Annotated in this window: 9 protein-coding genes and 1 pseudogene; 3 read left to right on the top strand and 7 right to left on the bottom strand. The window is 39.1% G+C overall.

Features of this window, described 5'->3' with window-relative positions; translation table 11 throughout:
- Nucleotides 1-30: 30 nt before the first annotated feature.
- Nucleotides 31-2,336: pseudogene (locus tag H7N69_RS06310) on the bottom strand (TonB-dependent receptor family protein).
- A 246-nt stretch (nucleotides 2,337-2,582) separates the two neighbouring features.
- Entirely contained in the window at nucleotides 2,583-4,511 is a 1,929-nt protein-coding gene (gene feoB, locus H7N69_RS06305; protein ID WP_187885144.1) for a ferrous iron transport protein B, read from the bottom strand.
- A gap of 142 nt (nucleotides 4,512-4,653) precedes the next feature.
- Here feoB and H7N69_RS06300 point away from each other — a divergent pair, with 142 nt between their 5' ends.
- The 3 genes from H7N69_RS06300 to H7N69_RS06290 are packed head-to-tail and all read left to right on the top strand — an operon-like array spanning nucleotide 4,654 to nucleotide 7,609.
- Nucleotides 4,654-5,466 (top strand): 3'-5' exonuclease, encoded by an 813-nt coding sequence (locus tag H7N69_RS06300; RefSeq protein ID WP_187885143.1) that lies wholly within the window; start codon nucleotides 4,654-4,656, stop codon nucleotides 5,464-5,466.
- A 53-nt stretch (nucleotides 5,467-5,519) separates the two neighbouring features.
- Entirely contained in the window at nucleotides 5,520-6,734 is a 1,215-nt protein-coding gene (locus tag H7N69_RS06295; protein ID WP_078248233.1) for a DNA-methyltransferase, read from the top strand.
- Between the two features lie 2 nt (nucleotides 6,735-6,736).
- Nucleotides 6,737-7,609, top strand: coding sequence for a CfrBI family restriction endonuclease (locus tag H7N69_RS06290; protein WP_187885142.1), 873 nt, complete (start codon nucleotides 6,737-6,739; stop codon nucleotides 7,607-7,609).
- A 177-nt stretch (nucleotides 7,610-7,786) separates the two neighbouring features.
- On the opposite strand, the gene H7N69_RS06285 is transcribed toward H7N69_RS06290, so the two are convergent.
- From H7N69_RS06285 to H7N69_RS06265, 5 genes are all read right to left on the bottom strand, one after another.
- Nucleotides 7,787-8,287: an acetone carboxylase subunit gamma gene (locus tag H7N69_RS06285; RefSeq protein WP_001875362.1), complete on the bottom strand. Its 501-nt coding sequence runs from the start codon at nucleotides 8,285-8,287 to the stop codon at nucleotides 7,787-7,789.
- Nucleotides 8,288-8,303: 16 nt separating this feature from the next.
- Nucleotides 8,304-10,601, bottom strand: coding sequence for a hydantoinase B/oxoprolinase family protein (locus tag H7N69_RS06280; RefSeq protein WP_187885141.1), 2,298 nt, complete (start codon nucleotides 10,599-10,601; stop codon nucleotides 8,304-8,306).
- An 11-nt stretch (nucleotides 10,602-10,612) separates the two neighbouring features.
- On the bottom strand, nucleotides 10,613-12,754 hold the full coding sequence (locus tag H7N69_RS06275) for a hydantoinase/oxoprolinase family protein (RefSeq protein ID WP_187885140.1): 2,142 nt from the start codon (nucleotides 12,752-12,754) through the stop codon (nucleotides 10,613-10,615).
- A 234-nt stretch (nucleotides 12,755-12,988) separates the two neighbouring features.
- The gene (locus H7N69_RS06270; RefSeq protein ID WP_187885139.1) at nucleotides 12,989-13,990 is read right to left on the bottom strand and encodes a lipid A deacylase LpxR family protein; all 1,002 of its coding nucleotides are present in this window, start codon (nucleotides 13,988-13,990) and stop codon (nucleotides 12,989-12,991) included.
- 127 nt (nucleotides 13,991-14,117) lie between these two features.
- Entirely contained in the window at nucleotides 14,118-15,482 is a 1,365-nt protein-coding gene (locus tag H7N69_RS06265; RefSeq protein ID WP_187885138.1) for a TIGR00366 family protein, read from the bottom strand.
- Nucleotides 15,483-15,501: the final 19 nt, after the last annotated feature.

The following is a 15,501-nucleotide window of genomic DNA, read 5'->3' as shown; positions in this document are numbered from 1 at the left end:
ACATTCAAGCTATAAAAGCTTGAAATTAATTTAAAACCCATAATTCAAATACGCTGTAATGGATCTCCCTGGTGCGGGCTCTCTTCCTGTAGGGCTTGTGCCAATCCCCCTAAAATAATACTTCATGTTGAAAAGGTTATTGATTTGCAAGCTTCCTGTGATTTTATGCCTACCGCTTTGCCATAAAACGGAGCTTACTTGAACGTTCAACACAAAATACAAGGGCAATAACCCCACTGAATTACAACCATACTCTAACCCTCCTGTGTATTCTGGGTTTAAGGGCAGGCACACGGTTTGATCTTTGGCTTGATTGAGCATAGAACTATAAGCGCGGCTATAAAAATAACTGCTGATTCCAAAAGTCGTGTGCTTGTAAGTATACATCATGTCAAATATGAATTGGTTAGGGCTCACATAAGGCAAACGCTTCCCTTTAATGTCAAAGGGTTTATTGACAATGCCTGTAAAATAATAAGCAATATCATCAGCGTTAGAAGTGATGCGCGCATCAATGTAAGTGTAAGCCACATGAAATTGCAAACCCCTAATCGGCGCGTAATACAATTCCAATTCCACCCCTTGACTCCTAGCATTCACAGGCTGCGGGCTATAGCCTCCCGCATAGTAACGATTGGCAAAAATCACAAAATAATTGGTATTAAAGCTCAATAGATTTTTATAGCTATAGCGTTGCCCCACTTCAATTTCATTGAAAATTTGGTTGTAATTAGTCCTAGTAATGCCTACCATTGTGTGTTGTGGGGGGATAAAACTGCGGCGGTAGTTTTCGCATACCATATCCAATTTTCCATAGGTTTATAGCCAATGTTAAGGGCGGGACTCCATTCGTTTTGACGCTGTTTTTTACTGGTCCATACGGAAAAATCGTGCTTTTCTGGCTCTTTGTTGTTATAGTTCAAAAAGGTGTATCTAATCCCTGGAGTTATCGCTAATTTAGAATCAAAAAGCTCTATTTTATCGCTCAACCATACCGCTGTATAGTTATTAAACATTTCTTGATTGTTATTAGGCGTTTTAGAAAGAACATATGGGGGCATATGGCACACCCCATCAATAATATCTGATTTTTCGCATGTGCTTTGATCGGATCTAATGAACATGTCCATCGTCATAAAACGCATGCCCACATTAAAAGTTTGCTTAACTTTATTGGTATTGACAACTAAGTTCAAATTAGGCTCAAAAGCGTTCATCACATAACGCCTTAAATGATCAAAAATAAAAAATCCTGGATAATTTTGATTGGTATAAACAGGGCCTAATTTAGGATTGGTATTGACATTTAAATAGTTAGAATCAAATTTAAAATCCCTTGACATGTCATGCCCATAGTAACTGAAAGTGAAATCCCCCCCTACCCTATCCGTGTCCCCAAAAAAGTTTTGATACACAGCTCCCCATCGCTTCGCTCTCCCGCTTTTATCGTTATTAGGGCGGTTGTTTTGAAAACGATTTTGATTGTAAGCGGCTATGCCTAAAGATCCAGGGTCTGTCAAGAAATAACTATAATATTGAAAAAAAGCGGTGATCTTGTTGCTATCATTGATTTGATACAATGAATCTAACATGTAGTTTTGAATGTTCGTAGGGCTGTTGTATCTAAACCCTTGCCCTTTGAGCCAATTGACTTGAGCTTGGATTCCAAAATGCTTATTCATCATACCCCCCGTTCTTAAATAGGTGTTAAAAAGCATGTTATTAACTAAGCTTTTGTCAATGTTTTTAGAATTTTGATTGAAAAACCCCCCATTTTCAGATTTGCCCCAAAAAGTGGTCCTCTCGCTCACCTGACTTTCCCACTTGGTAGGAATGCCTTTGGTGATAATGTTGATCACACCGCCAAAAGCGTTAGGGCCATAACGCACGCTCTCCCCACCTTTAGTTACACTGATTCTATCCACAGATTGAAAGGTTACAGGAAAAATAACCGTGCCAATTTCAACATAGGGCGCGACATAAATAGGAATCCCATTGACTAGAATCATTCCCGTATTAGAGTGCCCTGGGCCTCCCGCACCAAACCCCCTAATGGAAATGCTAGGCACAGCTCCAATACCTGTAGAGTTTCTAATATGCACGCCTGGCACATTTTGCAAAGCTTCTTCAATGCTTTGATTGGCGCTTTTAGTGAGCTGCTTGTTAGAAATCACCGTGCGAGAACCCATATAGTTTCTAACTTCCTTGCTCCTCCAGCTTAAAGGCGCTTCTTTATCGTTAGCCACCCCTGAAGCTTCCACCCTTTCCAAATTATGAGTTTTGACAGCATGCATGCTATGACTCAAAACAGCCAAAGAGACTAAAATCCTTTTCATTTACCACCTTTTATGAAAAATGTTCTTTTTTATAACAAGGTGAAATTTATAATAACTATTATGAGTTTTAGCTTAAATTTTTAAAAAATTATTATTTAGATAATATTAATGACTTTTTTTATCAAAAATGCCGATTAATGCGAATGTTTATAGAAAAGATTGGGAGAAAAATAAAAATTTTTTAATATTTCTAATGGGGGGAATTTTAAACGAATAAAGGGTTTAAAAACCCTTTATGGCTAGCCTTTAAACCAAAATTTGAGTCGCATAAAAAGCTATCAAGGAAAACGCATACGCTACAACGGTTGTGAAGATGAATAAATACGCTACAAACTTTATCCCCCCAGCTTCCCTACCAAAAGTAATGGTCGCTGCAAAACAAGGGATATAAAACATCACAAACACGATAAAAGCGATCCCGCTTGGCACGCTGACTTCTTTTCTTAAGATCCCTCTAAAAGCGTCAGATTTTTCATTTTGATCCCCTAAAGAAAACAACACCCCCAAAGTAGAAACCACCACCTCTTTAGCCATAAATCCGGTTACAAGCGACACACTCAAACGCCAATCAAAATCCATAGGGCTAAAGACTTTTTCTAAATACGCCCCGCCTCTTCCTACAATGCTATTTTTTAAATTCTTTTTATCCAATTCTGCTTTTAATTCTTTTAATTTTTCTTCCTTAGCTTCGCTTGAAAGAGCGGTGTTTTTATCCACCAATAAGCTTTCTTGCTTATAAGCCTTCATAGCCGCATCATTTTTAGGGTATTGGGACATAAACCAGATTAAAATCGCTCCCACTAAAATATAAGTCCCGGCTTTTTTAAGGTAGGAAAGCGATTTGGTGTAGATACTGAAATAGACCATTCTCCAACTGGGAAAGCGGTATTTGGGCATTTCCATGATAAAGGATTCGGTTTGTCCTTTAAACACGCTTAATTTGAGTAATTTTGCCATCACTAACGCCACAACCGCCCCCAAAATATAAATACAAAACAGCACAAACCCCGCGCTTGAAGAGGGGAAAAACGAGCCTACAAACAGCACATAAATAGGCAGTCTTGCCGAGCAACTCATAAAGCCGATCACAAAAAGCGTGATCAGTCGTTCGTTATAGTTTTGTAAGGTTCTTGTGGCCATGTAAGCAGGCACTGAGCAGCCAAAACCGGTGATTAAAGGGATAAAGCTCTTCCCATGCAAGCCAAACTTATGCAAGATCCCATCTAATAAAAACGCTACCCTACTCATATAGCCTGTCGTTTCTAGTAAAGAAATCCCAAAATACAACACCACAATTAAAGGCAAGAATGAAACCGTCGCTCCCACTCCCCCAATAATGCCATCGCCCACCAAAGACGCTAAATCTTCATTAGCCACATTTCCTTTAACGCCATCGCTTAAAAATTTAAACCCTGTTTCAAGCGCTTTTTGCACTCCCCCCCCTATTAAAAAGCTCAAGGAAAAAATGACAAACATAAACCCTAAAAAAATGAAAATCCCATAACGCGGGTGCATTAAAATCTTATCAATCTTATAAGTGTGTTCAAAACTCGCGTTTTGCTTGTTTTCACTGATCACTGATTTAGCGATTCTTTGAGCGCTCTGGCTGTATTTTAAAGATTCCTTAAAGCTTTGAGATGGGACTTTGATGCTTTCATTATTTGCAGTGTTTTGAGAATAAAGCCTGACAATTTCATCTAACAAAAGCTCGGTGTTCAAGCGATCTTCTTTGGATCTTGCGCTCGTAGGCACGCACACAACCCCTAATTCTTTAGAGAGCTTTTCTGTATTGATGTTGATCCCTTCTTTCTTGGCTTCATCCCACATGTTGAGCGCGAGCAGCATTTTTTTATTCGTGTCTAATAGCTGCGCGCTTAAGGCTAAATTACGCTCTAAATTGGTGGAATCCACCACATTGAGAATGAGATCGTATTGCCCTTTTTCTAAAAAATCTTTAGTAACCTTTTCTTCAGTGGTGAAATCATTGAGCGCGTAAGTGCCCGGTAAATCAATGATAGTGATTTGATGCTCTTTGTGTATCAAACCCACTTCCATTTTATCCACGGTAACCCCGGCAAAATTCCCCACTTTCAAATGGGCGTTGCTCAAAGCGTTGATTAAGGACGATTTCCCCACATTAGGCTGACCTACAAGAGCGATAGTGATTTCTTTCATTGGGTTTGAATGCTCCACATTAAAGCCTTTTAATTTTTAGTTATATCGTTTTTAGATTAAAAGTCAGCACTATAGCGCTATAAGACTAATTGTTATATAATAAAAGCGAGACAAGAATGTTAAAAAATGAAAGGAGCGTGTAATGTTGTGCGTGTTTGATATAGAAACCATTCCTAGCGTGAGCTTGTGTAAAGAGCATTTTCAATTAAAAGAAGATGATGCGCTAAAAATCTGTGAACGGAGTTTTGAAAAGCAAAAAGAAAAAAGCGGGAGCGAGTTTTTGTCTCTTTATTTGCATGAAATCATCTCTATTGCAGCAGTCATTGGCGATGATTACGGGCAGTTTATCAAAGTGGGGAATTTTGGTCAAAAACACGAAAATAAAGAGGGTTTTACAAGCGAAAAAGAGCTTTTAGAAGATTTTTTTAGATACTTTAACGAAAAGCAACCGCGCCTAATAAGCTTCAATGGCAGAGGCTTTGATATGCCTCTACTCACGCTCAAAGCCCTTAAATACAATTTAACTTTAGACGCTTTTTACAGCCAAGAAAACAAATGGGAAAATTACCGCGCGCGCTATAGCGAGCAGTTTCATTTGGATTTAATGGATAGCTTGAGCCATTATGGATCTGTTAGGGGGTTGAATCTAAATGGCATTTGCTCTATGACGAATATTCCTGGTAAATTTGATGTGAGTGGGGACTTAGTGCATGCGATTTATTACAACCCCAATTTAAGCCAAAAGGAAAAAAAAGGCATTATTGACAGCTATTGCCAGAGCGATGTGCTTAACACTTACTGGCTTTTTTTAAAATACGAAGTGCTGAAAGGGGCTTTAAATAAGGAGCAATACCTTGGGCTATTGAATGATTTTTTAGCCAAATTCCCTAAAGAAAAATCCTATTCAAGCGTTTTTATTAACGCTTTAGAGAAAGAAATTAGGGAGTTTGCTTGAAGCTTTATAATTGTATAAACAATCTATCTAATATTTTTAATAAAGAGTCTTTTATGCCTACAATATCAAAAAATAAACCATATAGTTTTATTAAAAACCTTGAGTTTTACACAATTAAACGCATTAAGGATATGGGATCTCACCCTAGCGAAGACCATTTAAATAAATTGCTAGAATTGTTTAAACAAGATTTAAGTATTGATCTAAAAAGAGAGATAGCAAGCTCTATTGGTAGGCAACTTGATGATGATATTATTTATAATTTTTTAAAGCAAGAAGCTTTTAAAGAACATTACATGGAAGTTGTTTATCAATTTTTACGCACTGCTTTATATAAATCTAAGGATATGCGATTCGCAAAATTATGCGATGACTTGTTGCAACACTATCAAAATGAAAACATGCAAAAAATGAAACAATACTATGACTACCGCCACACCAAAAAACCACCTTTAAAAATTATAGAAAATATTATTAAAAAACCTTCTTTATTAGTTGGGGATAATGCGCAAACGCTCAATAAAATCGCTCCTAGTTCTGTCAATCTTATTTTTACTTCACCACCTTACTATAATGCTAGAATTTATAGCGATTATAAAAATTACAAAGATTATCTAAGCGCCATGTCTCAAAGTTTAAAGGCTTGTTTTAGAGTGTTAGAAGAGGGGCGTTTTATTATCATTAATGTTTCACCTGTGATCACTAAAAGAGCTGGGCGTGAGTTTGAAAGCGTGCGTTATCCTATTCATTTTGATTTCCATCAAATTTTAATTGACAATGGATTTTACTTTGTAGATGAAATCTTATGGATTAAACCTGATTTTAGTGTGCCTAATCGTATCGGAGGGTATTTGCAAAATAAAAAACCTTTAGGATACAAACCTAATTGTGTGAGTGAAAGTTTGTTAGTTTATCGTAAAAAAGCCCCTTTTCTACTAGATAAAAATATTAAAATAGCTGAAAAACGACTAAAACCAATTAAACAAAATCATACTTTATTTGGAAAAAAAGAATTGCCTATAGAAACCACTAATTGTTGGTATATTACTCCAAAGTCTAGTAAAGATCATCCAGCGGTATTCCCTGAAAGTCTTTGTGAAAGAGTGCTAAATTACTACTCTTTTGAAAATGAAGTTGTATGCGACCCTTTTGCCGGTAGTGGCACTTTTGGAATGGTTGCAAAATCTATGGGGCGTATTCCTTTATTATGCGAACAACATCCAAAATACGCTCAAAATCTAATCAAACTTGGTTTTAAGGAAATCTAAAAATGAATTTTAATGAATTAGCTTTAAATCATACGATTGATTTACTCTTAAAAGGAAAAGATTATAGAGAAGTAGTTTTAAATACTATCAACACAGAGTTTTTAGATTTTGCTATATCTTTTTTTAAAGATATTGTTTATGCAAAAATGCATGATAAATCTATAGATTTTAGTTGGTATCAGCAGTATGTTATGGATAATAAAGATCCAAAAGATATAGCCATTTTGTGTGGAACCAATATCAAAACTATTTTTAATACTTATGGGACTTCTACTAAAGAAGTTGTTTTAGATATTGCACAAAATAATTTAAAATATCTATATGAAATATTGCAGAATTTAGAAAACGACAACATGACAGATTTAGGTATCAATATTAAAATTACCTATAAGGATATTAGTGTTAATTTAGACTTAAAAGAAAGCTTGCTTGTTGTTAATGCCTTAGCAACCAAGAAAATTGCTTTAAGGGGAAGCGCATATTCTATGATAGGTAAAAGAATTGAAAAGCCTTTAATGTTAGAATTGTGCAAGCGTTGCGGTATTTCAGAAAGTCATATTGACGCAACTAATTTTAAAAAAGACAAAAAATTGGAGTATGATAGAGAAGTAGATTTTAAACTTTATAATAAGGATAGGAGTAAAGTTTATAGGGTAGAAGTTAAATTAATGAGTAAAGGCAATCCCGAAAGTGCTGATGCGGTCATTGCAAGAGATACGGATATTTTTATAGCTTATACCTTAAGCGAACAAAATAAACAACAGCTTGAATATTTAAATATTGTTTATTTAGCTCTGAAAAATAATTCAAATATTATATTAGATTTTAAAAAACTCTGTAAGCGTTTGGATATACCATTGATAAATCATGCATGATGAATTTGTGTTCTGTCTAAGATATTGTGGTTTTTAGGAAAACTACCTTTAATTCAACCCAATATCCATCAATGAGCCTTAAGTTACTAGACACATATCGCTAAAAACAAATTCCTACTCCAAATTTTTGGCATAAGAAGAGACATAAAGCCTCTTCATAAAAAGGATTGAGCGATTTTAGCGTCTTTCTGGGGGCTGTATGCCTAGCCAATCTTTATAAAACACCTCTATATCAGGCTCAAAATCATGGATCACAGGATACCAAGGAGTTGGGGCTTCAACATCTAAAAGGATGCCGCAATCCGGGCAAATATACTCCCGATACACTTGCCAGTGAGTATCACTGGCTAAGAGTTTAGGATACACCTCTTCCATTTTTTCTGCTGTATCGCGCACATAGATATTTGCATGCAATTTCCAATTCTCCTCTGGAGTGCAAAACGCATGGCCGCATGAACACTTAATAACCCACTTCTTTTGAGGATCTTGCACCACAAACAAATGCGGCCCCAAGGGTAAGACGATTTTGTCATCAAAATCTACCTTATCTTGCAACACCTTCAAATACATTTGAAACCTTTCATGATCTTTAGGCATGCTAAGCATTTTTAAGACAGTGTTCCAATCCAAGTTCCCCTCTACCAAATTTTTAATTTGTTCTTGTGTGTATTTTGACATAACCATTCTCCTTTCTTTATTTCTCATCAACCAACAGAACTGTGCGCACATCAGGCAATTTGCTCAAATCCATCCTGTATTTAGATCCATAGGTGAATACGCCAAGCTCATCTTCTTTCATGCTCCAGCTCTTTGGCAAGTTCCAAAATGTTTTAAAATCGTTTAAAAACTTGGGCGAGAGATCAAAGCTAGTCGCATACATGTGCTTAACCTGTTTGGAAGCCTCTTTTTCAAGGATAGCGTTTCTTTCTTGCTCCATCCATTGTTTTACCGGTATGGATCTAGCCTTTCTGTTTTCAAGAATTTCTTTTCTTCTGGCTTTCGTTTTGGCTTCATCTCCTACCCAAATGCCGTCTTTATTCTGACTCACCACTGCGCCATAAACCTTGTAAGCGTATTCTGGCAATAGCTGTTTGCTGTTGAGATCTTCTAAAATCGCATTCAAATCCCTTTCAATCGGATCGCCAAATCCAGGACCGCCTTTGATGTAATTCAAATACAAGTCGTAATTATCAAAGCAGTTCTCAGTGGTGATGCATTGCTTATCCCTTTTGACTTGAGACGCATGAGAAATGTGTTTTTCATAACCTCGATCAGTTGGGTTGAAATCACCCCCTAAAGGCAAACTGGCGTTATTTTTAATCCTATTTTCTAAGTTGGTGTTATGCGCTTCAAACCTATAACCACTGGCCGCTGGATAACCACCCATCATGCCCCAATCGCTATTCATGTAGCCATTACCCATAAAGAACATGGTCCAGTCATGCGCGCCCCACACCATTCTTAAAGTTTCAAACCCGTTACCGCCTCGATATTTCCCATACCCACCGGTATTGGCCTTGACATTCCTGCCTAAATAGAGGAGAGGTTCTGCCATTTCCCAGATTTCAATATCGCCCATATCGCCTTCTGGATTCCAAATAGCCGCTGCGTGATTCAAGCCGTCTTTTATCGCGCAAGCTCCAGTCCCACAAGAGCTCGTCTCAAAGCTATTCACCGCATGGATTTCTCCATCTTGGTTGATACCGCCGCCTTGCAACCAGTTAGAAGTGTTAGCGTTTCCAGAATTGACTTCTTCTAAATACCCTCGGCTGTAATACGCTTGAGACAAACCTCTCCACAAAGCGCTCCAGCCTGATACCAAGAAATGCCACGCATAAGCATGCCCGGTGCGCCTGTCATCTGGATTCATCCAAGTCCCTTTTTTGAGTCTGAATTGAGTCGCAAAATAAGCGCCATCGTTGATGCGAGAAGTGGGTATTAAGGTTTGAGTCATCATCACCCAAATACCGCTAGTAAAAGACACTTGGTTGCAATTGAAAGAGTGCCATCCCCACCTGGACGCGCCATCAAAATCTAATTTCCATGTAGCGTCCTTATTGATAGTGATTTCCACAGGAGAGTGCATGATCGTATCTAGCTTAGCAAATTCAGAGCATACGCCAATATCCTTATGCGCATAAGGCACATCCACAAAAGCGACCTTTCTATACTTGCCGGGTATGGTCATGGATTTGATCCTAGAGATAAGGCCTCTCCTCCCCTCTTCAATCACTTCATCAATAAATCGCATGTAAGAATCAATGCCGTCTTCTTTAATGACTTCCATCACTAAATCCCTAATCATGTGGCACCCAGCAATCCTAGTCCTTTCATCTAAAATCCAATATTTAGGCGTTCTTACTGATCTTTGAGATTCATGCAACCAATCTTTAAAGCTCTCATCATTCGCCCCTGTTTTACGGCAAGTGATCATGTATCCATCCCCAAACCTTTGAACCTGCCCGGTGCTCATCGATCCTGGAGTAACCGACCCAGTATCAATCACATGCGTAACGCCGCCTACCCACCCAATCAATTTTTCATCGTGAAAGATAGGCACAAGAGTCATGATATCGCATGGGTGCACATTCCCAATCGCGCAGTCGTTATTGGTGAAAATATCCTTATCGTTGATACCAGGGTTATCTTCCCAATTATTCTCTACCATGTATTTAATAGCCGATCCCATAGTGCCTACATGGATAATGATACCCGTAGAAGTCAGCACGCTATCGCCCACAGCGTTATAAAGCGTGAAGCACAATTCCCCCTCTTGCTCAACAATAGGGCTTGCAGCAATCCTTTTAGCTGTTTCTCTGGCATGCACGATACCGCCTCTTAATTTAGAGAACATCTTCTCATAGCCGATCGGATCTCTTTCTTTAAACTCTAGTTTTTTAAGGCCATTATAATGTCCTGTTTTTTCTGTCCTAGCTAGGATTTCATCTCTAGCTTGTTTTAAAGTTTTGCCGTTTTTCAATAAATTTGCCATTTTGAACTCCTTTATTTAATTTCTTTCAAGTGGAACAATCGGTGTTTGTCTAGTCTTGTCGCAAAGCCTTTGGGTATCACGAAAGTGGTCGCATCTGATTCCACGATCGCAGGCCCTATGACTTCATTTCCAGGCAGTAATTTTTCCATTTGCCACACATCTGCATCCACCCATTTTTTATGCCGATAGAATTTTCTAACGCCTATTTTGGCTTCTTTTGGGGGCGTAGCGCCATGCTCTTTTTCAACCGGAATCACAGGTTTTTGCGTAGCCACAACACCACGCATGATCACGCCGGTCACGCTAAAACCAAGCTCTGGAGAACACGCTGATTCAGAATAAACACGAGCGTAGGTTTTTTCATATTCTTTGACAATCTCTTCCCAATCAGCCACGCTTGCAGCTTTTGACACAGGAGAAGTGATCTCTAAATCATTCAATTGCCCCATATACTGCATCCTGTATCCAGGTCTTAAGATCACATCTTTTTGAGAAAATCCATTGATCTTGAACTCTTCAATCACTTTGAGGGTCAATTCATCCCATGCGTCTTGAATGATTTTGCATGCTTCTACTTTTGACTTGTCTGAAGAATACTGCGCAATGGCAATATCCACGCTCTTATCGTATCTGTATTCAAAATCAGCGCAAGCGCAACCAAAAGCGCTAAATCCAGCCGCCCATGCAGGCACTACCACATCCTTAAACCCTAAGCCTTCTGTATAGCCATAGGTATGCACAGGCCCCGCGCCACCATATGAAAAGCACACAAAATCAGATGGGCTATACCCTTTAGCGCTAATATTGGATCGCAAGTATTCTTTAAGCTCCAAATCAAGCAACTCAATCACACCCGCAGCCGCATCTTCTACGCTAATGCCTAGCGGATCAGCGATTTGTTCTTTAATGTGTTTTTTAGCCCTATCCACATCTAATTTGATCAAACCGCCTAAGAAATTATCCGGGTTCAAATAGCCTAAAACAATATGGCAATCGGTTACTGAAACCGTGTCTAAACCGCTGTCTTTCCAACAAGTGCCAACTCTATACCCCGCGCTGTCAGGCCCTAGTTTGACCGATCGGCTGTGCGGATCAATGCGCACAAAACTCCCAGCGCCCGCGCCAACAGAATCCATAGCCACAAGCGGTAGAGATAAAACAAGGCGCGCCATATCAGGGTCAGAAGCGATGTTAAAATTGCTCTTAACGATAAGCGCCATATCAAAGCTCGTGCCGCCAATATCGCTGCATGCAATATTGTCATAACCAAGCGTTTCGCCTAACAATTTAGATCCAATCACGCCTCCAATAGGGCCGCTCACAATAGTCCTAGCGAGTTCTTTAGCTTTCCAGCTAATGGTGCCTCCATGCGTTGCCATCACCCTAAGATCAAATTTAGCGCCATGCTCTTTGAATCGGTTGCTGACTTTAGAGAGAGTTTGTCTGCTTGGCTCAGCCGCATAAGCTTCTAAGATAGTGGTGTTCATTCTGTGGCTTTCTTTTCTTTGAGGGTAGTAATCCACCGAAGCGAATACAGGAACATTTTTACCCAATTTTTCAATCTCTTTTAACGCTATATCTCTAACGATTCTCTCACTTTCAGCGTTTTTATGAGATTGCAACAAGCAAATCACAATGGCCTTTGCGCCTGCGTCTAAAAGCTCCTTAACAGCGATTTTAACCTCTTCTTGGCGCACTGGGATAACCACTTGCCCCTTGACATCGGTTCTTTCTGTAACGCCTCTAATCCTTTTTAAAGGAATCAGCGGATCATCATACTTGTGCGTGTTGATATGCAACCTTTCTTCTAGCGCATACCCCAAGTAGGATTGCAACGCTCTGCCCATAGAATGCATTTGCTCAAAACCCTTATTGCAAATTAGGCCCACTTCCATCCCACGCCTTTGGACGACCCGATTGAGCATCGCCGTACCTGAATACACGCAAGTGATCAACTCTGGATAAACCTTATCCACATCTGATTGCCAGTGCGATAAAGCGTCTTGCGAGCTATTGTAAATAGCTAAGCTCTCATCTTCTGGGTTGCTTTGGGCTTTACCGACGACGAAACTGCCATTTTCTTTCACAAAAAATGTGTCCGTCATGGTGCCGCCGGCATCAATACCCATCACCTGAACTTTTGCGTCTTTCATTTTTTAGACTCCTTAGTATTAAAGTGTTGCTCGAGGCAACCTATTAGAAGTATAAGGCTGATTTTTAAATGGAAATCGTTTATTTCAAAGTTGTTTGTAATAAGGGAAAATTTGGTGTAATAAAGTGAAAAGTAGTAACAAATTCATTTAAAACGCTACTGATATTTATCTTAAATTACCCAAAAATATCATATAAATACCATATAGGAAGAAAAATATTAAACTGATATTAAATCAAAAGGCGAAATTCAATTCTAAAGTGCCGATCTGATGGTGCTTGGGCTGGGATTGAAAGGTTTTACTAATATCAGTGATCGTAAAAGCCACCCTGAGGCTACGCCACATCATAGCTGCTCCTATTTCACTGGCATAAACAAAGTATTCCAAATTAGCAATGCCCCTAGTTTCAGGGCTATTGCCTTGAATGAAGATGTTAAGGGGTTGGAAGCGCCCAAAAGCCCCTACAAAAAAATAGATAGAAAATTTATCGCTATAAGGCATGCCCCCATCAAAAGCGGTATTGACCTTATTGACACCATAATCAGCGTCCAGGTTATACCCAGCCCTAAAGAGCGAGCCGAGTTGGAAATAATCCCTTGCATTACCCAATTCCACATTAAACCCAGGCATTAACTCCATAGAAAAAAAACGAGTCTTTAAAAGGGGGACTTTTTTGAGCAATTGGTAGTGCAATTCAAAGATAAATTCGTTTTTGAGCTGCGTGTTCCAGCCATAAAATTGGGGATCATGACCCCATTTATGAATGAGACGCTGCGTTTGAGCGGCCAAAGAATCTTGCCCTGTCGTGCCTAAAGAAAGCGTGAATAACTCCATGAAAGTTTGATGGCGGTTATACACATTCAAATTCACCCGTAAATACCCCCCATAAGGGTGGTTGTCATGCAAATGCACCAGTTTTCTGTTTTTAAGTGAAGGGGTATACATGTCTTGGGCGAGAGAAATGCCAAAACGAGTAACCCTAGGGCTTTTATTGAAAAACCCTAAATACGAAGACCATTTCATCGCTTTATTTTTAGAAAAATCAAACTCTTTAGTAGAAAAGCCTATTTGATTGCCTGCCGTGTAATACTCATCAATGTAAGGATTGATATAACCATCATTTTCAGTCATCAAATTGATAGAATAGCGTTTAGAGGGCGTTAATGGGGTAGAAATATCCTCTTTTGCCCATGCAAACATTCCTAATGATAAACATAAAATAAATTTGAAAAACAAAACACTTCCTTAGGTTATTATGGGGTTGGTTATTGTAACGAAATAAGGCTGAATTACAAGAGCGTTTAAAGAGTAAAAAGAGAAAACTTTACCCATTGAAAAGAGCGTGGTTTTAGGCATAAAAAACTCACACTAAAAAATAAAACACCCCACACACGACTAGGCCTACAAAAATTAAAGTCAAAACGCAATAGCCCATAATATCTTTAGCGCCCAAACCTGCAATGGCTAAAGCGGGCAAAGCCCAAAAAGGCTGTATCATATTCGTCCAAGCGTCTCCCCAAGCGATAGCCATAGAAACCACGCCCGGATCCACGCCCAAGCTTTGCCCAGCCGGAAGCATGATAGGAGCTTGAATCGCCCATTGCCCTCCGCCAGACGGAATAAAAATATTGACAATCCCCGCGCTCAAAAAAGTCATGAGCGCGAAAGTTTTTTCATTAGCGATGTGCGTGAAGGCTAAAGAAAGCATTTGCGCTAAAGAATGACCTCCCACGCTATGGCTTGCCATCATCCCCATGATCCCGGCATAAAAAGGGAATTGCAATAAAATCCCAGCCACGCTCCTAGCGGAACGATCGATCGCTTTCACATAAGCTAAAGGGGTTTTATGGAGCAAAATCCCTAAAAAAAGGAAAATCGTATTGACAATGTTTAAACCAAGCCCTCCTCCTTTAAAAAAATAAATACCAAGATACCCAAAACCCAAAAAAACCAAAAGATAAGAAAGCAAAGCGCTGTTTTCCAAAAAATGCGCGATCGTTTTATCTTGTTGGTGGTCAATGAGTTCAATCTCTTTGTATTCGTCTTTTAAAAGCTTTGAATCAATCTCAACGATTTCTTCTTTTTTAGGGTGGATCATTGCCATTAAAAAGGGTAACCCTACAAGAATGATCCCTATAATGATTAAATTATAAGCAGAAAAAATCGTCTGACTGATAGGGATAGCTTTTTCAATCACCCCAGCGCTTATTTTGGACAGATTTTCATTTTGGGTGGCAACGCTTAAAGGGATAGAGCCTGATAAACCCCCATGCCAGATGACAAAACCCGAATAAGCGCTAGCAATAAGCAGTCTGTAATCCACCCCTTTAACATTTTTGGCGATCTCTTTTGCAAAAATCGCACTGATCACTAAGCCAAAACCCCAGTTGATCCAATTAGCGATTAACGATAAAAAAGTAACCAACCATAAAGCCGTATAATACCCTTTAGGCAAAGACGCCAAGTATTTTAAAAGTTTTTGGACTAATTTAGCGCTAGCTAGAGCCTGACCCAGCACCAAAATAAGAGCCATTTGCATAGAAAAACCTAAAAGCGTCCAAGCGCCATTCCCCCAACTAGAAATGACAGACGAAGCGTCCTGTCCTGTCAAACAATAAACAAGAACGAACACGACAAACGATAAAAGAGCGACCAAGACAAAGGAGTCCGGCAAACATTTAGACGCTAAAAACACGCACGCTGAAGTCAAATGCCTTAATAAAAACATAAACACCCCCTTTTACAAG

The organism is Helicobacter pylori (assembly GCF_014497725.1).
GTDB lineage: Bacteria > Campylobacterota > Campylobacteria > Campylobacterales > Helicobacteraceae > Helicobacter > Helicobacter pylori_DE.
This window is presented reverse-complemented; position numbering and strand designations above follow the sequence as displayed.

Excerpts from the sequence above, each read along its gene's own strand:
- H7N69_RS06300 (WP_187885143.1), top strand. The coding sequence starts at position 4,654 with ATGTTGTGCGTGTTTGATATAGAAACCATTCCTAGCGTGAGCTTGTGT.
- feoB (WP_187885144.1), bottom strand. The coding sequence starts at position 4,511 with ATGAAAGAAATCACTATCGCTCTTGTAGGTCAGCCTAATGTGGGGAAA.
- H7N69_RS06295 (WP_078248233.1), top strand. The coding sequence starts at position 5,520 with ATGCCTACAATATCAAAAAATAAACCATATAGTTTTATTAAAAACCTT.
- H7N69_RS06290 (WP_187885142.1), top strand. The coding sequence starts at position 6,737 with ATGAATTTTAATGAATTAGCTTTAAATCATACGATTGATTTACTCTTA.
- H7N69_RS06285 (WP_001875362.1), bottom strand. The coding sequence starts at position 8,287 with ATGTCAAAATACACACAAGAACAAATTAAAAATTTGGTAGAGGGGAAC.
- H7N69_RS06275 (WP_187885140.1), bottom strand. The coding sequence starts at position 12,754 with ATGAAAGACGCAAAAGTTCAGGTGATGGGTATTGATGCCGGCGGCACC.
- H7N69_RS06265 (WP_187885138.1), bottom strand. The coding sequence starts at position 15,482 with ATGTTTTTATTAAGGCATTTGACTTCAGCGTGCGTGTTTTTAGCGTCT.
- H7N69_RS06280 (WP_187885141.1), bottom strand. The coding sequence starts at position 10,601 with ATGGCAAATTTATTGAAAAACGGCAAAACTTTAAAACAAGCTAGAGAT.